Raw genomic sequence first — 18,294 nt, forward strand, 5'->3', positions numbered from 1 at the left:
ATGATGAAGCTCTCGGTTGCCAATCTGTTTCAGCCCACGGTGCTGCTGGCGCTCGCCCTGATGGCGGTGATCGGCATGATGATCCTGCCGGTGCCGCCGATGCTGCTCGACATCGGCCTCGCCGCCTCTTTCGCGCTGGCGATCCTGATGCTGACGGTCACGCTTTTCGTCGAGCGGCCACTGGATTTCTCGGCCTTCCCGACGATCCTGCTGGCCTCGCTGCTTTTGCGGCTGGCGATGAACGTATCTTCGACGCGGCTGATCATCAGCCAGGGTCATACCGGCACCTCGGCCGCCGGCCATGTGATCGAGGGCTTTGCCAGCTTCATCATGGGCGGCAATATCGTCATCGGTCTGGTGATCTTCGTCGTCATCCTGATCGTGAATTTCATCGTGATCACCAAGGGCGCCGGCCGGATGGCCGAGGTTGGGGCGCGTTTCGCGCTGGACGGGATGCCCGGCCGCCAGCTCGCCATCGATGCCGATCTCTCGGCGGGGGCGATCACCCATGACGAGGCGAAGAAGCGCCGCGAGTCGGAACTGGCCGAGACCACCTTCTTCGGCTCGCTCGACGGGGCGTCGAAATTCGTCAAGGGCGATGCGATCGCGGGGCTTCTGATCACCGCGCTGAACCTGGTGGTCGGTCTTGCGGTCGGGATCGGCCTGCATGACATGGACGTGAGCCGCGCGTTTTCGACCTATGCGATCCTGACGGTGGGCGACGGGCTCGTCAGTCAAATACCGGCGGTGATCATCTCGGTCGCGGCAGCGCTTCTGCTGGCGCGGGGCGGCTCGAAAGGTGCGGTCAACGTCAGCTTTTTCCAGCAGCTTGGCCGTTATCCCGCCGCCCTGGCCACGGTGGCGGGGCTGATGGCGCTGCTCGCGCTGCTTCCGGGGATGCCGTTCCTGCCCTTCATCGCCGGGGCTGCGATTCTCGGCGGCGTGGCGTGGATGGGGGTCCGCAAACCGCCAACGGATCCTCCCGCCCCGCGCGAGCCGGAAGCGGCGCCCGCCCGGCGTCATATCGGTGATGTGCTGGACTTCGACGAAATCCACATCGAATTCGCCCCAGATCTGGTCGATATGGCGCTCGATCCCGCGACCGGCCTTGACGGGCGGATCGCCAATATGCGCAATCACATCGCCTCGGGCTATGGGTTGATCCTGCCCGAGATCCGGCTGACCGATGAAGCGGCGCTGCTCCCAGGCCATTACCGCATCCGCATCCAGGGGGTCGAAAGGGTGGCCGACCAGTTGCGCCCCGACCGGGTGCTGGTGCTGTTGAGCGAGGGCGTCACCGCGCCCGAGGGCGAGGATGTGCGCGAGCCTGTCTACGGCGCGCCCGCCCGTTGGATCCGCCCCGGAATGCAGGAGGATGCGGTGCTGTCCGGCCTTACGGTGGTCTCGCCCGCCGAGGTGCTGGCAACGCATCTGCTGGAAGTGTTGAAGTCGAACCTTGCGCGGCTCTTGTCCCTGCGCGGGATGCGGCGCTTGCTCGATGAGTTCACTGATCTCTCGGACCGCGCCCGGGCCGAGGCCAACCGGCGTCTGCTCGACGATATGATCCCCGAAAAGGTGGCGCCGGACCTGTTGCATGCGGTGATGCGGCTTCTGCTGGAAGAGCGGGTCTCGATCCGCAATCTGCCGCTGATCCTTGAAGCGGTGGCCGAGGCGCGCGGTCTCGGCCCGCCCGAGGCGGTCTGCGAACATGTGCGCCAGCGGCTCGGCTTCCAGATCGTCGCCGAACACCGGCGCGAGGACGGCACTGTGCCCCTGATCCAACTGGCCCCGGAATGGGAGCGCACATTCCAGAGCCATCAGATCGACGGTGAACGCGGCCCGCGCGACGTGGCGCTGCCGCCGGATCTGTTCGCGAAACTCGCCAACGGCATCGCCGAACGCATCGCCCAGGTCGGCGAGAACGGCACGCTGCCGGCCATCGTCACCTCGGCCAGCCGGCGGCGCTTTCTGCGCACCGTGGTTCAGGCCCGCGGCTTGCAGACGCCGGTGCTGTCTTACGAGGAAATCGGGATGGAGAGCCGCCCGGCGCTGATGGGCCAGGTCGCGGCATGACCCCGCTGATCGCCCAGCTTACCGAACTGGCGCAACTGACCGAGGCCGCGATCTGGCAGGCGGCGCTGGTGTTTTTCCGCGTGGGCGCCGCGGTCGCGCTGCTGCCCGCGCTCGGCGAGCATTTCCTGCCGCAGAGGGTGAAGCTGGCGGCGGTGGTGATGCTGACGCTGATCGTTGCGCCCGCGGTGCCGGGCGCGACGCTTGCGGCGGTGGGGTTCGACGGCGCCGCGATCCTGACCGAAGTGCTGGCCGGGCTGTGTCTTGGCGTCGTGATGCGGCTGCTGATCCTCGGGTTGCAGACCGCCGGGACGCTGATCGCGCAATCGGTCTCGCTGGCGCAGATGTTCAGCGGCACCGGGCCCGAGCCGCAGCCGATCGTCTCGAACCTGCTGGTGCTGGCGGGGATCGTGCTGTTCTGCACGCTTGGCGGGCTGGCGCGCTCGGTCGAGCTGCTGGTCCTGTCCTATGATCTGCTGCCGTCCGGCAAGCTGCCCGATTCCGGTGCGCTCAGCCAATGGGGCCTTGCGCGGATCAGCCGGATCTTCGCGCTGGCCTTCACTTTGGCCGCGCCTTTCGTGATTGCGGCGCTGCTTTACAATCTGGCGCTGGGCGCGATCAACCGTGCCATGCCGGGGCTGATGGTGACTTTCATCGGCGCCCCGGCGCTGACGCTTGGCGGGCTGATCCTGCTGGCGCTGTTGTCGCCGTTCCTGTTGCAAAGCTGGCAGGATGCGGTTCTCGGTAGTTTCGCCGATCCGTTCGGAATCAGGTAGATGTCGGGCGAAGAAGAGGACAGCAAGCAGTTCGACCCCACGCCCCGCCGGCTGGAGAAAGCGCGCGAAGAGGGCGACGCGATCCGGTCCGAGGACATCCAGGCTGCGCTGGCGATCCTTGGTCTGCTGCTTGCGGCGGGGGTCATGGGATCCTGGGCGTTGCGTCGGTCGGGCGAGGCGGCGATGCTGTTCCTCGGCGGTGCCGACCGGCTCTCGCTTTCCGCGGGCGGGCCGGTGCTGCGGGCGGCGGTGGCGATGGCGGGGCCGGTGGTTCTTTTGCTGATGGCGCCCGCGGTGCTGATCGTCCTGTGGCTGATCGCCTCGCGCGGGCTGGTGTTTGCGCCGTCGAAACTGGCGCTGAAGCCCTCTCGCCTGTCGCTGATCGGCAATTTCAAACAGAAATTCGGCCGCGCCGGCCTGGTCGATTTTTTGAAGAAGACCGCGAAGCTGCTGCTGATCGCCGCGGCACTGACGCTGTTTCTGCAAAGCCGGGCCGACAGCCTGTTTCAGAGCCTGCGGCTGGAGCCCCGGCAGATCGTGCTCTTGCTCGGGCGGATGGTGTTCGGGTTCATGCTGGTGGTGATGGCGCTGAATGCGGTGATCGGGGCGCTGGATTTCCTCTGGCAGCGGTTGGAATTCCTGCGCCGCAACCGGATGACGCGCAAGGAAATGACCGACGAGATGAAGGACAGCGAGGGCGATCCGCATATGAAGGCGGACCGTCGCCGCCGCGCGCAGGAGATCGCAAACCGCCGGATGCTGGCAGATGTGCCTGGCGCCGACGTGGTGATCGTGAACCCCACCCATTACGCGGTGGCGCTGAAATGGGACCGTGCGAAGGGCCGGGCGCCGGTCTGCGTGGCGAAGGGTGTCGACGAGATCGCCGCCCGGATCCGCGAGGCGGCACAGGAGGCCGGGGTGCCGATCCGCCGTGACCCGCCGACGGCGCGGGCACTCTGGGCGGTGGTGGATCTGGGCGAGGAGATCCGGCCCGAACATTACGCTGCCGTGGCCGCCGCGATCCGCTTCGCCTCGGCCATGCGGCTCAAGGCACGGAAGGGCTGGCGATGAAGGACGAACGACTTGCCCGGCTGCGGCAGATGGCGGAGATGGTGCTGGAAACCCGCTCCGCCGAACTCGCCCGTGCCACCGCCCGGCGCGATGCCTTGCGCGAGCAGCTGACGGCGCTGGACCGCCTGCCGCCCGCAGGCGCGGATCTGGCGGCCTCGCAAAGCTGGTTTGCATTCGAGCAATGGGCCTCGGCCCGGCGGGCGGAGATCAACCTGAATCTCGCGGCACGCGAGGCCGAACGGCTTGGGCAATTGCAGGAAACCCGGCGCGCCTTCGGGCGCAGCCAGGTTCTGGGCAGGCTGAAGAAGGTCTGATCAGCTGTCCTGCCGGGCAATCTCGGTGATCAGCACGTCGCTGACCACATTGCCCATGATCAGTTTCGCCTGTTCCATCAGCGCACGGCGCAGCACCACCAGATTGGCGGCATCGGTGAAGGAGCCGCGGAAACCGCCGGTATTGGCGTGATCGAACATGACCTGAAGGAAGGCGTCGCGCAGTTTGGGCTCGCGGGCGAACACCTGTTCGGAATTGCCGGTGGCGATTTCCAGGCTGAGCGACATCGCAACCAGCGAGGCCACTCTTCCGCCCTCCAGCACCGGCACGATGAACTGATTGTTCAGTTTGACATATTCGACCAAAGCGGGATCGGGCACCGCCGGGGCGGCCCCGGCCGCCGGATCGGGCTCCTCAGCGGGCTTGCGCAACATCAGACCGGCGCCCGCGCCGGCGGCCAGCCCGATGATCGCGATCAGGAGAGGGAGGATCTTGCGCATCATGGTCAGAACGGCAGCAGGATGTCGCTGATCTGCTGCCCGTAGCGCGGCTGCTGCACTTCGGAAAGCTGGCCGCGCCCGCCATAGGATATCCGGGCTCCGGCGATCTTGTCATAGGTGATTTCGTTCTGGCGCGAGATGTCGTTGGGCCGGACATAGCCGGTGATGAGCAACTCGCGCAGTTCGTAATTCACCCGCACCTCCTGTTGGCCCTCGATCCTGAGCACGCCGTTCGGCAGTTCCTCGACCACGGTGGCGGCGATGCGCAGAGTCAGCTCTTCCGAGCGCGCGACCTTGCCATTGCCGGAGAAGGTGGAGGAGGATTTGCTGTCGACCGCCGTCGCCATGCTGGCGCCGTCTGGCAGTTTCTCGTCGAGCCGCTGCGGAATGCCCAGCATCTGCGGTATTCCCATGCTTTGCGATCCGCTGCGTGAGCGACCGCTGGAATTGGATATCTCGGCGCTGTCGTCGATTTCGATCACCACGGTCAGAATGTCGCCGCGCCGCGCCGCCCGGCGGTCGCCGAGCAGGGAATGCGAGCTCGCGGTCCAGAGCGAGGAGGCGTCGGTAGGGCCCGAAGGGTCGGCTACCTCGGGCATCGGGGTCGAATAGATGGCGTGATGCTGGTAGCTGCCTTCGAGCGGGCTGAATTCGGGTGCGCGCCCGACCTGGGAAAGGTTGCCGCAGGCGGCGAGGGCAAGGCCCGGCAGGAACAGAATCGGTCGCTTCACGGCAATTCTCCGACATGGATCAGGCCATCGGGGCCGATCAGCCCCGTGACCGTCGTTTTGGATTCGATGTTCATGACGCGGATCGTCTCGCCCGCTGCTCCGCGCGCGAGCGCCCGGCCCTCGGCCCGGATCACCAGCCCTCCGGCGCGATACTCCAGCGCCACCAGCGCGTTGCGCTCGACGAGAGCAGGAGGGCCCAGATCGCCTGTGCGTACCGGCCTGCCGGCATAGATCGCCCGCCGCGTCTCCTGCCCCACTGCGGCTTCGGTGCTGGTCAGCGCGCCTTCGATCACGGCGGCCGCCAGCATCAGATCGCCTTCGGCGATCACGGTCTGCGCCGGCAGGTTGCGCGCGGCGATCACGCTGTCGGCCTGTGCCGTCAGGGGCCAGCAGGCAAGGATCAGCGCCCGCCACATCAGCGCAGCTGCGTGGTTGCGCCGAGCATCTGATCGGCGGCGGTGATGACCTTGGCGTTCAGCTCGTAGCCGCGCTGCGCCTTGATCAGTTCGGTGATCTCACGCACCGCATCGACCGAGCTTTCCTCCAGATAGCCCTGGCGTAGGGTGCCGAGACCGTCCACGCCGGGGTCGTTGACGATCGGCGGGCCAGAGGCGGCGGTTTCCAGAAACAGGTTCGAGCCGATGGCTTCCAGCCCCTTGTCGTTGGTGAAATCGGTCAGGGTGAACTGGCCCAGTAATTCCGGCTCTACCCGGTCGCTGAAATAGGCCCAGACCTCGCCCGAGGCGTTGATCGCGATGGAACGCGCCTCGGAAGGGATGGTGATGCCGGGCACCACCGGATAGCCGTCCGAGGTGACGATCAGCCCGTCGGCCGAGCGCTTCAGCGCCCCGTCGCGGGTGTAGGCCGAACTGCCCGAGGGCAGAGTGACCTCAAGATAGCCGTTGCCGTCGATCGCCACGTCGAGATCGCCGTTGGTCATCGAAAGCGAGCCTTGCGCCAGCACGACAGACACCGACGAGGGCCGCACGCCGAGGCCGATCTGCACTCCGGTCGGCAGCACGGTGCCGTCGCTGGCCGAGACCGTGCCGGGCCGGGCGTATTGCTGGTAGTGGAGGTCGGCGAAATCCGCGCGCCGGGCGTTGTAGCCGTTCGTCGACATGTTCGCGAGGTTGTTCGAGACCACATCGACCTTCATCTGCTGGGCCGACATGCCCGTCGCGGCGATTTGCAGGGCTTTCATGATTATTGTCCCAATTACTGTCCCAGTGTCTGGATCACCTGGCGGGCGCGGTTGTCCTCGGCGTCGAGGAATTTCTGGCCCATCTCATAGGCGCGCTGCACTTCGATCATCCGGGCGATTTCCGCGACCGGATTGACGTTGCTTTCCTCAAGGAAGCCCTGCATCAGCCTGCTGCCTTCCGCGGGTTCGACCGCGCCGCCGTCGAAGAAGGTGCCGGACTGGTGGCGCAGGGCCAGCGGGTCGGCGGGCTGCCAGAGGCCGATCTGGCCGATCGCCTCGCCATTGGCAGAGATCGTGCCGTCCTCGCCGATGGCGATCTTCGCGCCCGGGGGCACGAAAACAGGGGCGCCGCCGGCGTCGAGCAGGCGAAAGCCCCCGGGCGTGACCAACTCGCCCTCGGCCGAGGGGGTGAAGCTGCCGGCGCGGGTCAGCCGCTCGCCCTGCGGCGTCTCGACGAGGAAAAATCCGTCACCCTGGATCGCCAGATCAAAGGCGCCGCCGGTCTGGGTCAGGCCCGCCTGGCTCAGATCGACCATCCGGGCGTTGCCATGGGCCATGGAGAGCGAGGGCTCGCGTTCCAGCCGGGCGACATGTTCGGAGAAGACCATCCCCTCGCGCCGGAAGCCGTTGGTGGAAAGGTTCGCGATGTTGTTGGCGACCATCTGCATCTCGCGCATCAGGCCCGACTGGCGGCTGAGTGCGACGTAACCGGCGGAATCCATTTCAGCCCCCCGCGATCATCGGGATCACAATATCCCCGTAGAAGGATGACAGCGTGGCGGTCATGAAGCTCATCGAAACCCAGAACACCGCCAGCATCGCCGCGACTTTGGGAACGAAAGTCAGCGTCATCTCCTGCACCGAGGTGAGCGCCTGGAAAAGGCCGATCACCACCCCGGTCACCAGCGCCACCATCAGAAGCGGCGCCGAGATCTTGACGGCGATCCAGAGCCCGTGGCGCATCACGTCGTAGAATGCGGCCTCGGTCATACCGGCATCCTCAGGATTTCCTGATAGGCCTCGACCACGCGGTCCCGGACGGTGGCGACGGTTTCGACCGCGAGCTGCGACGAGGACAGCGCCTCGACCAGCGCGTGGGGGTCCGCGCCGCCGGTCATGGCGGCGCGGGCTGTTTCTTCATGGCCGCGCAGGGCATCGGCGAAATTTTCGGCGAGTTTTCCGAAATTCACCCCGCCCGCTGCGGGTGCCGGCGCTGCGGCCGTTCTGGCCCGCGCATAGCTGTCTGCGGCAAAGGACGTGATCGCATCCATTCTGGTGTCTCCTATCGGCGCAGGATCTCGAACAGGCTTTGCGTCATCTGACGGGCCTGGTCGAAAAGTCTGAGATTGGCGTCGTAGCTTCGCTGCGCCTCGCGGGCGTCGGCGATTTCGATGATCAGATCGACGTTCGAGCCCCGGTAATGGCCAGTCTCGTCGGCCAGCGGATTGCCGGGGTCGTAGATCTGCGGCAGCTCGCTCTGGTCCAGCCGGACTGGGCCGGGGCGCACGAGTCCGGTTTCCATCGCCTGGTCGAAGCTGACGACCTTGCGGCGGTAGCCGGGTGTATCGGCATTGGCGATGTTTTCCGAGACATGGCGCAGGCGGCTGGCCTGGGCCTCCATCCCGGCGGCTGAAACGGCGAGCGAGGCGGTGAGTCCGTCCATGGCGCGCCCTTACCCGTTCTTGCCCAGCGAGGCGCGGATCACGCCCGAGGTGGCACGATAGATCGACAGGGCCATTTCGTGGTCCTGCCGGGCGGCGGCGGATTTCACCATCTCCATTTCCAGCGAGACATCGTTGCCGTTCGGTGCCTCGGCGCCGCCGCCGGCGATGATTTCGGGCGGTGTGCGCTCGCTTGTGGCGCCGATGTGGCCGGGTCGGGTGGCGCGCAGGCTGCCGCCGCTGTCGTAGACGCTTGCGAAATCCGCCACGTCGCGGGCGCGGTAGCCCGGTGTGTCGGCATTGGCGACATTCTGCGCGATGACGCCCATCCGGGCGCCGGCATGTGCGGCCAGCGACTGGGCCATTCTGGTCAGTTCGAGCTTTTCGAACATCGGGGCTTCTCCCTCGATCTGCTTCACCAAGGTTTAAGGGTGATTCCTTTAGAAAGGGTAATTGACGAACAAAGGGGGACCAGAATGGCCGTCGAATTCGAATCTTTGCGCGCAGAGATCGCCGCCGTGATGCCGGTGCGCGAGGTGGGGCGGGTGTCGGGAACCTCATGGGCCTCATTTTATATCAATGGCTTGCGCAGTGCGGCATTGGGCGACCGGGTGGTCGTGACGAGCGCCGCTGGCCCGTTGGGAGGCGAGGTGATCGCGATCTCTGATCAGGGCGCGAAGATTCTGCCCGAGGGCGAGACCGGAGGGTTGAGCATCGGCGACCGGGTGGAACTGGAGGGGGCGGCGACCATTGCGCCGGACGACAGCTGGCTCGGGCGGGTCGTCGATCCTCTGGGCCGGCCCCTGGACGGGCGGCCGCTTCTCTGTGGCGCAGCGCGACGGCCGATGACCGGGGCGCCGCCCGCGCCCGCGCGGCGTCGTGGTCTTGGTGCGCGGCTTTCCACCGGGGTGGCAGTGTTCGACACCATGCTGCCTTTGGTGCGCGGTCAGCGGATCGGGCTCTTTGCGGGCTCGGGCGTGGGGAAATCCTCGCTGCTGGCGAAATTCGCGCGCGGGGTGTCGGCCGATGTTACGGTGATCGCGCTTGTGGGCGAACGCGGGCGCGAACTGCGCGAGTTCACCCAGAAGGTGCTCGGGCCGGAGGGGCTGGCGCGTTCGGTGGTGGTCACCGCGACTTCGGACCAGTCGCCGCTGACCCGGCGGCGCTGTCTGCTCTCGGCCATGGCGGTGGCCGAACATTTCCGCGACCAGGGGCTGCACGTCCTGCTGCTGGTCGATTCGGTCACGCGTTTCGCCGAGGCGCATCGCGAAGTGGCGCTGGCCTCGGGCGAGGCGGCCTCGCTGCGCGGCTATCCGCCCTCGACCGCCCATGCACTGATGTCCTTGTGCGAGCGCGCCGGACCGGGAGCGGAAGGTGCGGGCGACATCACCGCGGTGTTTTCGGTGCTGGTCGCGGGTTCGGATATGGAAGAGCCGGTGGCCGATATCATCCGCGGCACGGTGGACGGCCATGTCGTCCTCAGCCGCGCCATCGCCGAACGGGGGCGCTATCCGGCGATCGATGTTTTGCGCTCGGTGTCGCGCAGCCTGCCCGCCGCCGCCAGCGCCGAGGAAAACGCACTGCTGACCGAAGCGAGGCGGCTGCTGAGCGCCTATGACCGCGCCGAGATGATGATCCAGGCAGGGCTCTACGTCGCGGGCAGCGATGCGCTGATCGACCGGGCGGTGAAGCTCTGGCCGGCGCTGGACGGTTTCCTGGCCGAAGAGGCCCCCGCCGGCGGTCCGGCTGCCAGTTTCGACCGGCTGCGGCTCTTGTTAAAAGGCTAGCGGCGGGCCAGAAGTTGCAGCGCCGATTGCGCCGGTGAGACCGAGGCGGTGGAGAGCGAATCGCGCACCAGATAGTTGCGCACCAGCTTTTCCATCTTGCCGCTGTCGGTGAACTGGCTGAAGGAGGCCGAGCCGAACAGACTCTGCGCCCGTGATTTCAGCACTTTCAGCTGCTGATCGATGTCGAGCCGGCCGAAACCCGAGGGCAGGCCGAAGGCGCTCTCGAACACCTGGCGCAGGGGTTTGTTGCCCATCACGGTGAACCATTTGGCATTCTCGCTGGCCGAAGAGCCGGCCAGCGCCGCGATCTCGCGCTCGGCGTTCAATGCGAGCCGGAACGAGGAATTCCGCTCGCCCACCGCGCTTTCGAACTGGCGTGCATAATATTGGTCGATCATCGCATTGGCGAAGCCGTCCTCCAGCGTAGCCGGAACTTGGGTTCCGTCGAGGCCGAGCGCGCGGGCGAAGGCGTAATAGCGTTTATCGGCCAGCCGGTTGGCCAGCGCGTCGGACGAGGAAACCCCGTCCGACAGCACCTTTTTGATGAAGGCTTTGGCGTTGAGGTCTTCCTCCAGGCCGAAGGCGGTCAATGCGACTTTCAGCAGGCTGCGGTCCGCGACCAGATCTCCGGCGCTGGTGACGGTGCCGATGTTGCGGCGGAAATACTCCGCCTCGCGCTGGTTGACGACCGAGGCGCGATGCGCCTGCTGCTGGGCCGGCAGCGTCTTTTTCAGAAGCAGCCAGCCCGTATAGCCCTCGGCCGGAATGACCGGGGCAAAGCTCATGCCCGGCCCGCCGCCATCAGCCGGGTCTCGCGCGGCAGCAGTCCGCGCAGCGCCTTCAGCACCTGGTAATGCTGCTCCTCGATCACCGCGGTGCCGGCCTGGGCGAGCAGCCGGCGGCTGTCGTGATCGGTCAGCACCTGGCTGAGCTGCTCGATGCCGCGCAGCAGTTGCCCGCGGGTCTCGGCCGGTTCGGCATCGCCCGAAAGCACCAGCTGGGCGATATAGCAGACCCGGCGCACGGGCGTATTGGCCTCTTCCGGGTGCAGCGCATCGCGCAGCCGCAGGATATTGGCGTTCGGCGTCATCACCGCCAGCCGCGAGCGCTTGTCGCCGTTCTCGATCACCGCACCGTTGATCAGCACCCGCTCATGCGGGCCGAGTTTCAGGACGAGGCCGCTCATGTCGCGGCTCCGTCGCCGCGCAAGCCTTTCAGAACGGCCTTGTTAATGTCGATCAGAACTTCGGCATCCGCGGCGTTCTGGCGGATCTTGCGGCTGTGATCGGCGGTGAAGCGGTAGAGATAGAACAGCCGCGCGCGCAGAGCGGCGGGCAGGCCATTGCCGGGTTCGGCCACGTCTGCGGCAAGAGTGGACCAGAGCCTCTCGTTGCGGAAGACCGCTTCGAGCAAGCCGGTAAAATCCTGATCGCGGCGGGCGTTCGCGGCTACCAGTTGCTGGGTGATGCGGGCGATCACCTCGTATTCGGCGGCGCGCGCGGTGCGGATCGGCGCGGCGGGCCGGGCGTAGGCGATACTGGAATGGTGGGTCATTCTGACTTGTTCCGATGCTGAAAGCGGTTAAAGCCGGTCGGGCCGGGGGCCGATGCCCCCGGCCCGGGCGGATTAGCGGAACAATGCCAGCAGGTTCTGCGGCTGCTGGTTGGCGATCGACAGCGCCTGGATCCCCAACTGCTGCTGCACCTGAAGCGCCTGGAGACGGGCCGAGGCTTCCTCCATATCGGCATCGACCAGGGTGCCGATCCCGGCGGTCAGCGCATCCGTCAGAGAGGTGACGAAACTGGCCTGAATGTCGATCCTGCCCTGGGCCGAGCCGAATTCGGCCGCCGCATCGATGGCGCGCGAGATCATCGATTCGATGTTCTCAAGCGCCGAGCGCGCCGATTCTTTCGTGGTCACGTCCAGCGAGTCGAGGCCGAACATGCCGCCCGAGGCGGTGCCGCCGCTGTAGCCGCTGACGGTCACGGCGCGCGAGGTCACGGCCGCATCGTCCTTGACGCCACTGAAATCGACCTTCAGCTCCCATTTGCTGCTGGTGTCGTTGAAGGCGACGCGGGTGCTGATCCCCTCGACCTTGCCCGAGTCGATGGCGATCTTCAGGCCGCGGGCGACATCCTCCATCGTCTCGCCCTTGCCGGCGACATAGCTGTAGGCCTTGCCGTCGATGCTGAGCGAATAGCCGTCGCCTTCGTTCACATTGGCGGCGTTGGAGAATTCGATCTTCTCTGCGCGTTCGGCAATCTTTCCCGAAGCTCCGGCGACATGGCTGGGATCGGCGCTGAGCGCGGTGACCTGCGCGGTGCCGCCCGAAGCCGCCGCCGCGACATTCACATCCTCGAACGCATTGGCCGAGGTGATGGTGATGACGCCGCCCGCTCCGGCCGCCGCGCTGACACCCTGGATGCCGAGGCCGTTGATCGCGCCCGACAGCGCCGCGGCGATGTCGTCGACCGTATCGCCGGTCTGCCAGGCGTAGGAGACCTGGGCGCCGTTGATGGTCACATCCGCGGTGTTTCCGGCCGCGAAAGTGCCGGCGATGGTGACGGTGGCGTTGTTGCCGGCCTTGCTTACCGTGGTCGGCGTGCCGCCCGGCACCGGGGTTGCCCCGGCAAACTGGACGTTGCTGTTGAGCGAGACGCCATCGGCACCGCTGCCCATCACCCCGGCCTTCGTGCTCATGTCCTGGCGTGCGACAGTGATATCCGAGGTGGTCACGCCGGCATCCGAACGGTCGAGCGACGAGAGGAACTTCACATCCTCGGTGCCCGAGATCAGGTTCAGCCCGCTGAACTGTGCTGCGCCGACAATGCCAGCGATCTGATCGCGCAGCGCGTTGATATCGGTTTGCAGCTTCTCGCGCGGGACGTTTTCGCCTTGGGCGGTGACGATCTTCTCCTTCATATCGGACAGCAGGCCCTGGATCTTCTCGGACGCCTCTCGCGCCACGGTGAGGGTCGAGGAGCCGAGCGAGAGGCTGTCGGAGATGCCCTTGAAGCCCTTAACGTCCGATTCCATCACCTTCGAGATCGACCAGACCGCGGCATTGTCGCGCGCGGTGGCCACGGATTTCCCGGTGGAAATCTCGGACTGGACCTTGGTCAGGTTGGTGTTGATGGATTTCATGGTCTGAAGGGCGACCATGGCGCTGGTATTCGTCAGGATGGACGACATCTGTCTTTCCTTTTGCTGCCCGGGTGCTTTGCACAGGGTCAGAAGTGCCACCCGGATCGGGGGCTGTTCCGGCTTTCTCGCCGTTGCCGGGGATTTGGACCCGCAGCGCCATCCCCGTATCGGGATGCCTGGTCAGATTCCCTTCCAAGGCTTAGAAATCCGTTAAGTGCCACCCGTCCCCTTCGTCCGAATGCCGCGGATTTTCACCAAATTCGCTTCACACGCGCCGCGGCGTTGCGGAAGGCTGGGCCGCTATCGTGCCGCGCCGTCCGCTTGCATCGTAAGTGGTCAGCGTCTCCTGGCGGCGCAGTCTTTGCCGCGCGGCGGCGATGCCGCGGGCAGCCGCTTCGATCAGCCCGGCGTTCTCGCCCGCCATGACCTGCAACCGGCGCAGCGTCTCGGGCCCGCCGCTCAGCGGTGCATCCAGAATCTCTCCGGTGCGCAGGGCCAGAAGGTCGAGGGCCGCGAAATCACCTGCCAGCAGCGCGGCGCGGGTCTCGGCCAGCACGTTTTCCAGGGGGCCGCTCATTCCTGCCCCCCGCCCATGGCGCGGAACAACTGTTCCGCCAGCCCGATTCCGCCGCGTTCGACCATCAGCTTCGCCTGTTCCGCACGCAGGAACGAGCCGAACTGATCCTCGCCGATACCGCCGCCGAAGCTCTCCGGCGCGGCGCCCAGCCCGCCGTGCCCCAGCATTTCGGCCAGAAACGCCGCTTCGAGATCGCGCGCTTTCTGCATGAGGGCCTTGTCGCCGGCCGTTGCGGGCAGCGGCAGCCCGCCAGTCGCTGTAATGGGTGTCATTCATCTGCCTCGTCGATCTGCGGATTTTCGGGACTATGCCGGGAGCTGGTAAAGAAGCGGTAACCAGATGAGGGTTAGATAGGCGGCATCCATCAGCGATGCGTGACCCATGCAGTCCCTACAGATCAGCCCGGCTCCGACTTTCGCCCTGCCGTCCCGTGGTGGGGCTGGGCAGGAAAATCTTTCCGATGAAACCGAAGTGGATATCCCCTGCTTTACGCTCGGGGAGGAGGAGGTAACGGCAACGATCCCCCCGGAATTTCCGCCCGGGGATGCCTTGTTCGGGGTGCCGGTGGCGACCGTATCTGTGCTGACCCACATGCAGATGCCGGAAGCCAGCCCGACGGAGGAGGTTCTGCCAGCCCGGGCTGCTGCAAGTGACGCTCTAGCCGAGGCGGAGACTGACGCGGATCTGGTCACGATCCCTGCCGATGGGATGGTGCCGCCCGTTCCGCTGGCTGCCCTGCCGTTACCGTCTGATTCTGCGGAGGAGGAGCCCGCCTCCTTCATGGGGATTGATGATCCGGCAGATCCCGAAAAGGTTGCGGCGCCCACAATCATGCCTCACCCGGGAATGCCGCTCTTCGCCCCCCATCCCGGGCAGGAAGCGCCTGTCGTCGGCGACAGATCGGTGGGCAGAGAGACGGAGATTGCCGAAGCGCGAGCATCGGTGCCGGAGGTTCACAGCGCGAATACCGCATATGCAGAGACTGTTTCACGCACTCCGTTGCCCGATTCGGGCGATGAGGCGGCCGAAGCTCTGCCGCATGTCGAACGGATCGCGTCGCCGGCTTCCGCCGTGCCGGGGGAGGCGCCTGAGGCCGCGGTGCCAACCCCGCGCGACGACTGGCGGATGGCCCGGAGTGAGATGGCTTTGCGGTTCCGCGCCGGGCTCTTGCCGCTGCCGTTCATCCTCGGCACGCCGCCCGATTCGCCGATTGTTTTGCCGGATGCGGCTTCTGATACGGCGGCGACCGGATTGCCGCCCGGGCCGGCCCCCGGCATCGGGCCGCCGATCCTGGCAGCCCCGCTCCCGGACGCCGCAACCTTGCCTGATCGCGCACCGCCTCCGCAGGCTGGTGTGGTGGCTTTCATGTCGGTGACATCCTCGACGACGGAAGGAATCGCTCTGCCTGAAGGCATGAACGCGATTGCCGTTTCCGAAGAGGTGATTGCGGTTTCACCAGCACCAGCACCAGCACCAGCACCATCCGTTTCGGCTCTGGCATTTCCACCTGAGGGGACTGCGGCTGCTCCGGCGCCTGACACGGCCCGGGCAATGGCGGATCTGGACATGGCCGCTCTGCCGCAACCTGCGCGGGATAACAACCGGGCCGTAACGGTGGTGCCGTCGGTCGGCGGTACGGCGGGTGATTCCACGACGGTCGGGGACGGCGAGACTTTGAAGGGCGCCGAGCCCGGCAGCCAGGACCTGCCGCCCGGTCGCCCCGTGCCCGAAGCCGCCCCCGAGAGAACGCGTTCGCCTGTCCTGGCCCCCGGCGACGGGTTCAGTTCTGCGCAGGCCCTTGCCGTTCCCGCGGATGAGGCCGTTTTCACCGCGGCGATTCCGCCCCCGGCGACGGCTCATCCTGACCCTGCGCTTCCGCCGATCGCGAATCGTCCGCTGCCGGCAACCCTGCCGGTGCAGATCGCCCATGCGGCGGTTTCCGCGGAAGGGCCGGTGACGGAACTGCGTCTTTCGCCCGAAGAGCTTGGTTCGGTCAGGATCGAACTGGTGACCGAAGGCGAGAAGGTTTCCGTCACTATTCTGGCGGAACGGCCCGAGACGCTCGATCTGATGCGCCGCCACGCCGACCGGCTGGCGGCGGAACTGCGCACGGCGGGGTTCTCGCAGCTGGATCTGGGCTTCGGCCAGGGCGGGGCGGGCGAAACCGGCAGCCGGGCGGAAGCGGGCGGCCGGATCTTTCATGGAAATACTGCCGACAGCCCCGGTCCGGTGCCCGTCGCGGCCCCGCGCCCGATGGCGGGCAGCAATCTTTACCTTCGTCTCTGAGGTTTCCCCATGCAGGTCAATACAACCGGCAATGCCTGGTCCAGCAATACCCCCACCGTCAGCCAGGGCGGCGCCAGCGCGCTGACCTCTGATTTCACCACCTTTCTCAAGATGCTGACGGTCCAGATGCAGAATCAGGATCCGCTCAATCCGATGGAGGCCACCGATTTCTCGGTTCAGCTTGCGACGTTTTCGGGCGTGGAACAGCAGGTGCAGACCAATCAGCTGCTGAATGCGATGGCCGGGCAGTTCTCGCTGATGGGTATGGCGCAACTGGCCGGCTGGGTCGGGCAGGAGGCGCGGGCGGCGGCTGATGTGGTCTGGTATGGTGGCAGCCCGGTCACGCTCTCGCCCAATCCGGTGGCGACGGCGGATCGTGCGGTACTGACCGTTCATGACTCAAAGGGCAATCTGGTGGCGCGTGAGGATCTTCCGGTCAGTGCCGAGCCATATCAATGGTTTGGCGCCGATTCCCAGGGCGATCGCCTGCCCGATGGCCGTTACGTTCTGACGCTGGAAAGCTGGCGGGGCGATGAACTGCTCGCGGAGGATCCGGTCGAATATTACGGCAGGGTGGTCGAGGCTCGCGGCGGCACCAGCGGCGCGATTCTGGTGTTCGAGGGCGGGATCGAAGTTCCCGCCAGCCAGATCACCGCCCTGCGGATGGCGGGCGGCTAGAGCATGTGTGCCAGCAGCAAAGCCAGCCCCAGAGTGGTCGCGGTCATCGCGCAGGACAACAGCACCACTGCCCCCCAGCCGAAACCGCGGGGCTGACGCGGATGCTGGCGGTGTTGCTCCAGAGACTGCAACTGCGCCTCGGCCAGCGCGGGCAGTTTCGGCAGGAACCGCGACAGCACGCGCGAGGTGCGCCAGAGGTCGCGCAGCATGGCTTTGGGGCCGATATTGGTGCGGATATAGCCCTCGACCACCGGGCGGGCGACCTCCCACATGTTCAGATGCGGGTCGAGGCTGCGGGCGACGCCTTCGACCACCACCATGGTGCGCTGCAACAGGATCAGTTCGGTCCGGGTCTCCATCCCGAAGCGCTCGGTCACCTCGAAAAGGTAAGCCAACAGCCGCGCCATCGAGATCCGGCTGGCCTCCATGCCGAAGATCGGCTCTCCGACGGCGCGCAGGGCACGGGCGAATTCGTCGATGTCGCGGTCGGCGGGAACGTAGCCCGCCTCGAAATGCACCTCGGCGATGCGGCGGTAGTCCTTACGGATGAAGCCCATCAGAATCTCGGCATAGACCCGGCGGGTATATTCGTCGATCCGGCCCATGATGCCGAAATCATAGACGATGAGATCGCCGTTCGGCGCCACCTTGAGGTTGCCCTGGTGCATGTCGGCATGGAAGAAACCGTCGCGCAGGGCATGCGACAGGAACAGCGTCAGCACCCGGCGCCCCAGCTCCGCGCGGTCGATTCCGGCGGCGTCGATGGCCGCGATCTCGTTCAGCCCGATACCTTCGGCCCAGCCGATGGTCAGCACCGCGCGGCCCGACAGATCCCACCAGGGGCGCGGCACGACCAGCTTTTCGTCCTTCGCGGTGTTCTCGGCAAATTCCGCAGCCTCGGCGCATTCCAGCCGCAGGTCCAGTTCGCCCTGCACCACGCCGTCGAAATGGGCGACGACATCGGTCGGCCGCAGCCGGCGCGAGAACGGGGCCAGCCGCTCGATCCATGTCGCGGCGTAGTAAAAGGCGTCGATGTCGCGGCGGAAAGCCCGCTCGATCCCCGGGCGCAGCACCTTGACCGCCACTTCCTCGCCGGTGCCTTTCAGCCGCGCGTAATGGACCTGGGCGATCGAAGCCGCCGCCACCGGCTCGGAGAATTCGGAAAACAGCGCATCGGTGTCTTCGCCCAGTTCCGCCGCGATGGTGGCGCGGGCCGCGGCGACCGGAAAGGGTGGCAGCTTGTCCTGAAGATATTTGAGCTGCTCTGAAAGCTCCGGCCCGACGATATCGGGTCGGGTCGAGAGAATCTGGCCGAATTTGATATAGGCCGGGCCGAGCGCGGTGATCGCCCTCGTCACCGGCGGCAGGCTGGGGTCGCCCTTCAGGCCCAGCCATTTGAACGGCCAGCCCAAAAGCCGCGCCGCGAAACGCAGCCGGGGCGAGACCTCCATCGCCTCAAGCGCGACGGTCATCGCGCCGGTGCGCTCGAAAGTGGCGCCGGTGCGGATCAGCCGCCAGATGTTATGCGGTCCGCGCATC

At 66.4% G+C, this 18,294-nt stretch carries 24 protein-coding genes; 7 read left to right on the plus strand and 17 right to left on the minus strand.

Translation table 11 applies throughout. The features are described from left to right. The first annotated feature begins 3 nt into the window (after positions 1 to 3). From flhA to XINFAN_RS02250, 4 genes are read left to right on the plus strand one after another with little or no spacing between them, the layout of a single operon-like run. A complete protein-coding gene (flhA, locus tag XINFAN_RS02235) occupies positions 4 to 2,073 on the plus strand; it encodes a flagellar biosynthesis protein FlhA (RefSeq protein ID WP_124084861.1) in 2,070 nt (689 codons plus the stop codon). After that, positions 2,070 to 2,846 carry a flagellar biosynthetic protein FliR gene (locus XINFAN_RS02240; protein WP_124084862.1) on the plus strand — a complete coding sequence of 259 codons (777 nt, stop codon included), beginning with the start codon at positions 2,070 to 2,072 and terminating at the stop codon, positions 2,844 to 2,846. The genes flhA and XINFAN_RS02240 overlap by 4 nt, the downstream gene beginning before the upstream one ends. Then, entirely contained in the window at positions 2,847 to 3,917 is a 1,071-nt protein-coding gene (locus XINFAN_RS02245) for an EscU/YscU/HrcU family type III secretion system export apparatus switch protein (protein ID WP_124084863.1), read from the plus strand. It abuts the gene before it with no gap. Then, positions 3,914 to 4,231, plus strand: a complete 318-nt coding sequence (locus tag XINFAN_RS02250; protein ID WP_124084864.1) for a hypothetical protein — start codon at positions 3,914 to 3,916, stop codon at positions 4,229 to 4,231. The genes XINFAN_RS02245 and XINFAN_RS02250 overlap by 4 nt, the downstream gene beginning before the upstream one ends. Here the strand turns inward: XINFAN_RS02250 and XINFAN_RS02255 are convergent, their stop codons facing one another. The 9 genes from XINFAN_RS02255 to XINFAN_RS02295 are packed head-to-tail and all read right to left on the minus strand — an operon-like array spanning position 4,232 to position 8,675. After that, positions 4,232 to 4,693: a flagellar basal body-associated FliL family protein gene (locus XINFAN_RS02255; RefSeq protein WP_124084865.1), complete on the minus strand. Its 462-nt coding sequence runs from the start codon at positions 4,691 to 4,693 to the stop codon at positions 4,232 to 4,234. A 2-nt stretch (positions 4,694 to 4,695) separates the two neighbouring features. After that, complete coding sequence (flgH, locus tag XINFAN_RS02260) at positions 4,696 to 5,421, minus strand: flagellar basal body L-ring protein FlgH (RefSeq protein ID WP_124084866.1); 726 nt, start codon at positions 5,419 to 5,421, stop codon at positions 4,696 to 4,698. After that, the gene (gene flgA / locus XINFAN_RS02265) at positions 5,418 to 5,837 is read right to left on the minus strand and encodes a flagellar basal body P-ring formation chaperone FlgA (protein ID WP_124084867.1); all 420 of its coding nucleotides are present in this window, start codon (positions 5,835 to 5,837) and stop codon (positions 5,418 to 5,420) included. The genes flgH and flgA overlap by 4 nt, the downstream gene beginning before the upstream one ends. Further along, positions 5,837 to 6,622 carry a flagellar basal-body rod protein FlgG gene (gene flgG, locus XINFAN_RS02270; protein ID WP_124084868.1) on the minus strand — a complete coding sequence of 262 codons (786 nt, stop codon included), beginning with the start codon at positions 6,620 to 6,622 and terminating at the stop codon, positions 5,837 to 5,839. The genes flgA and flgG overlap by 1 nt, the downstream gene beginning before the upstream one ends. A 14-nt stretch (positions 6,623 to 6,636) precedes the next feature. Then, positions 6,637 to 7,344 (minus strand): flagellar hook-basal body complex protein, encoded by a 708-nt coding sequence (locus XINFAN_RS02275; protein ID WP_124084869.1) that lies wholly within the window; start codon positions 7,342 to 7,344, stop codon positions 6,637 to 6,639. A gap of 1 nt (position 7,345) precedes the next feature. Beyond that, positions 7,346 to 7,612, minus strand: coding sequence for a flagellar biosynthetic protein FliQ (locus tag XINFAN_RS02280; RefSeq protein ID WP_124084870.1), 267 nt, complete (start codon positions 7,610 to 7,612; stop codon positions 7,346 to 7,348). Beyond that, positions 7,609 to 7,893, minus strand: coding sequence for a flagellar hook-basal body complex protein FliE (gene fliE, locus XINFAN_RS02285; RefSeq protein WP_124084871.1), 285 nt, complete (start codon positions 7,891 to 7,893; stop codon positions 7,609 to 7,611). The genes XINFAN_RS02280 and fliE overlap by 4 nt, the downstream gene beginning before the upstream one ends. Positions 7,894 to 7,904: 11 nt before the next feature. Beyond that, entirely contained in the window at positions 7,905 to 8,285 is a 381-nt protein-coding gene (flgC, locus tag XINFAN_RS02290; protein WP_124084872.1) for a flagellar basal body rod protein FlgC, read from the minus strand. Positions 8,286 to 8,294: 9 nt separating this feature from the next. Then, a complete protein-coding gene (locus XINFAN_RS02295; protein WP_124084873.1) occupies positions 8,295 to 8,675 on the minus strand; it encodes a FlgB family protein in 381 nt (126 codons plus the stop codon). An 84-nt stretch (positions 8,676 to 8,759) separates the two neighbouring features. Between XINFAN_RS02295 and XINFAN_RS02300 the strand changes: the two genes are divergently transcribed. Next, positions 8,760 to 10,070: a FliI/YscN family ATPase gene (locus tag XINFAN_RS02300; RefSeq protein ID WP_124084874.1), complete on the plus strand. Its 1,311-nt coding sequence runs from the start codon at positions 8,760 to 8,762 to the stop codon at positions 10,068 to 10,070. Here XINFAN_RS02300 and XINFAN_RS02305 read toward each other — a convergent pair. From XINFAN_RS02305 to XINFAN_RS21610, 7 genes are all read right to left on the minus strand, one after another. Then, positions 10,067 to 10,855, minus strand: a complete 789-nt coding sequence (locus XINFAN_RS02305) for a DUF1217 domain-containing protein (RefSeq protein WP_124084875.1) — start codon at positions 10,853 to 10,855, stop codon at positions 10,067 to 10,069. The genes XINFAN_RS02300 and XINFAN_RS02305 overlap by 4 nt on opposite strands. Then, a complete protein-coding gene (flbT, locus tag XINFAN_RS02310; RefSeq protein WP_124084876.1) occupies positions 10,852 to 11,256 on the minus strand; it encodes a flagellar biosynthesis repressor FlbT in 405 nt (134 codons plus the stop codon). Before flbT ends, XINFAN_RS02305 begins: the two co-directional genes overlap by 4 nt. Next, positions 11,253 to 11,624 carry a flagellar biosynthesis regulator FlaF gene (gene flaF / locus XINFAN_RS02315; protein WP_124084877.1) on the minus strand — a complete coding sequence of 124 codons (372 nt, stop codon included), beginning with the start codon at positions 11,622 to 11,624 and terminating at the stop codon, positions 11,253 to 11,255. The genes flbT and flaF overlap by 4 nt, the downstream gene beginning before the upstream one ends. Before the next feature lie 72 nt (positions 11,625 to 11,696). Then, positions 11,697 to 13,262, minus strand: a complete 1,566-nt coding sequence (locus tag XINFAN_RS02320) for a flagellin (RefSeq protein WP_124084878.1) — start codon at positions 13,260 to 13,262, stop codon at positions 11,697 to 11,699. Positions 13,263 to 13,479: 217 nt separating this feature from the next. Further along, positions 13,480 to 13,791: a hypothetical protein gene (locus XINFAN_RS02325; protein WP_124084879.1), complete on the minus strand. Its 312-nt coding sequence runs from the start codon at positions 13,789 to 13,791 to the stop codon at positions 13,480 to 13,482. Further along, the gene (locus tag XINFAN_RS02330) at positions 13,788 to 14,063 is read right to left on the minus strand and encodes a rod-binding protein (RefSeq protein WP_124084880.1); all 276 of its coding nucleotides are present in this window, start codon (positions 14,061 to 14,063) and stop codon (positions 13,788 to 13,790) included. Before XINFAN_RS02330 ends, XINFAN_RS02325 begins: the two co-directional genes overlap by 4 nt. A 681-nt stretch (positions 14,064 to 14,744) precedes the next feature. After that, entirely contained in the window at positions 14,745 to 15,158 is a 414-nt protein-coding gene (locus XINFAN_RS21610) for a hypothetical protein (protein WP_160144518.1), read from the minus strand. Positions 15,159 to 15,342: 184 nt separating this feature from the next. On the opposite strand from XINFAN_RS21610, the gene XINFAN_RS21615 reads away from it, so the two are divergent. Both XINFAN_RS21615 and XINFAN_RS02340 read left to right on the plus strand, forming a co-directional pair. Continuing rightward, positions 15,343 to 16,077: a flagellar hook-length control protein FliK gene (locus tag XINFAN_RS21615; protein WP_160144519.1), complete on the plus strand. Its 735-nt coding sequence runs from the start codon at positions 15,343 to 15,345 to the stop codon at positions 16,075 to 16,077. 9 nt (positions 16,078 to 16,086) lie between these two features. Continuing rightward, complete coding sequence (locus XINFAN_RS02340) at positions 16,087 to 16,755, plus strand: flagellar hook capping FlgD N-terminal domain-containing protein (protein WP_124084882.1); 669 nt, start codon at positions 16,087 to 16,089, stop codon at positions 16,753 to 16,755. Here the strand turns inward: XINFAN_RS02340 and ubiB are convergent. After that, positions 16,752 to 18,293 carry a 2-polyprenylphenol 6-hydroxylase gene (ubiB, locus tag XINFAN_RS02345; RefSeq protein ID WP_124084883.1) on the minus strand — a complete coding sequence of 514 codons (1,542 nt, stop codon included), beginning with the start codon at positions 18,291 to 18,293 and terminating at the stop codon, positions 16,752 to 16,754. The two genes, XINFAN_RS02340 and ubiB, sit on opposite strands and share 4 nt — an antisense overlap. Between the last annotated feature and the right edge of the window lies 1 nt (position 18,294).

The organism is Pseudogemmobacter humi (assembly GCF_900609055.1).
Classification (GTDB): Bacteria; Pseudomonadota; Alphaproteobacteria; order Rhodobacterales; family Rhodobacteraceae; genus Pseudogemmobacter; species Pseudogemmobacter humi.

Bases quoted from the DNA above. Each gene is read 5' to 3' on its own strand.
- flhA (WP_124084861.1), top strand. From the start codon at position 4: ATGAAGCTCTCGGTTGCCAATCTGTTTCAGCCCACGGTGCTGCTGGCG.
- XINFAN_RS02240 (WP_124084862.1), top strand. From the start codon at position 2,070: ATGACCCCGCTGATCGCCCAGCTTACCGAACTGGCGCAACTGACCGAG.
- XINFAN_RS02245 (WP_124084863.1), top strand. From the start codon at position 2,847: ATGTCGGGCGAAGAAGAGGACAGCAAGCAGTTCGACCCCACGCCCCGC.
- XINFAN_RS02250 (WP_124084864.1), top strand. From the start codon at position 3,914: ATGAAGGACGAACGACTTGCCCGGCTGCGGCAGATGGCGGAGATGGTG.
- XINFAN_RS02255 (WP_124084865.1), bottom strand. From the start codon at position 4,693: ATGATGCGCAAGATCCTCCCTCTCCTGATCGCGATCATCGGGCTGGCC.
- flgA (WP_124084867.1), bottom strand. From the start codon at position 5,837: ATGTGGCGGGCGCTGATCCTTGCCTGCTGGCCCCTGACGGCACAGGCC.
- flgG (WP_124084868.1), bottom strand. From the start codon at position 6,622: ATGAAAGCCCTGCAAATCGCCGCGACGGGCATGTCGGCCCAGCAGATG.
- XINFAN_RS02275 (WP_124084869.1), bottom strand. From the start codon at position 7,344: ATGGATTCCGCCGGTTACGTCGCACTCAGCCGCCAGTCGGGCCTGATG.
- XINFAN_RS02280 (WP_124084870.1), bottom strand. From the start codon at position 7,612: ATGACCGAGGCCGCATTCTACGACGTGATGCGCCACGGGCTCTGGATC.
- fliE (WP_124084871.1), bottom strand. From the start codon at position 7,893: ATGGATGCGATCACGTCCTTTGCCGCAGACAGCTATGCGCGGGCCAGA.
- flgC (WP_124084872.1), bottom strand. From the start codon at position 8,285: ATGGACGGACTCACCGCCTCGCTCGCCGTTTCAGCCGCCGGGATGGAG.
- XINFAN_RS02295 (WP_124084873.1), bottom strand. From the start codon at position 8,675: ATGTTCGAAAAGCTCGAACTGACCAGAATGGCCCAGTCGCTGGCCGCA.
- XINFAN_RS02300 (WP_124084874.1), top strand. From the start codon at position 8,760: ATGGCCGTCGAATTCGAATCTTTGCGCGCAGAGATCGCCGCCGTGATG.
- XINFAN_RS02305 (WP_124084875.1), bottom strand. From the start codon at position 10,855: ATGAGCTTTGCCCCGGTCATTCCGGCCGAGGGCTATACGGGCTGGCTG.
- flbT (WP_124084876.1), bottom strand. From the start codon at position 11,256: ATGAGCGGCCTCGTCCTGAAACTCGGCCCGCATGAGCGGGTGCTGATC.
- flaF (WP_124084877.1), bottom strand. From the start codon at position 11,624: ATGACCCACCATTCCAGTATCGCCTACGCCCGGCCCGCCGCGCCGATC.
- XINFAN_RS02320 (WP_124084878.1), bottom strand. From the start codon at position 13,262: ATGTCGTCCATCCTGACGAATACCAGCGCCATGGTCGCCCTTCAGACC.
- XINFAN_RS02325 (WP_124084879.1), bottom strand. From the start codon at position 13,791: ATGAGCGGCCCCCTGGAAAACGTGCTGGCCGAGACCCGCGCCGCGCTG.
- XINFAN_RS02330 (WP_124084880.1), bottom strand. From the start codon at position 14,063: ATGACACCCATTACAGCGACTGGCGGGCTGCCGCTGCCCGCAACGGCC.
- XINFAN_RS21610 (WP_160144518.1), bottom strand. From the start codon at position 15,158: ATGAAAGCCACCACACCAGCCTGCGGAGGCGGTGCGCGATCAGGCAAG.
- XINFAN_RS21615 (WP_160144519.1), top strand. From the start codon at position 15,343: ATGGCGGATCTGGACATGGCCGCTCTGCCGCAACCTGCGCGGGATAAC.
- XINFAN_RS02340 (WP_124084882.1), top strand. From the start codon at position 16,087: ATGCAGGTCAATACAACCGGCAATGCCTGGTCCAGCAATACCCCCACC.
- ubiB (WP_124084883.1), bottom strand. From the start codon at position 18,293: ATGCGCGGACCGCATAACATCTGGCGGCTGATCCGCACCGGCGCCACT.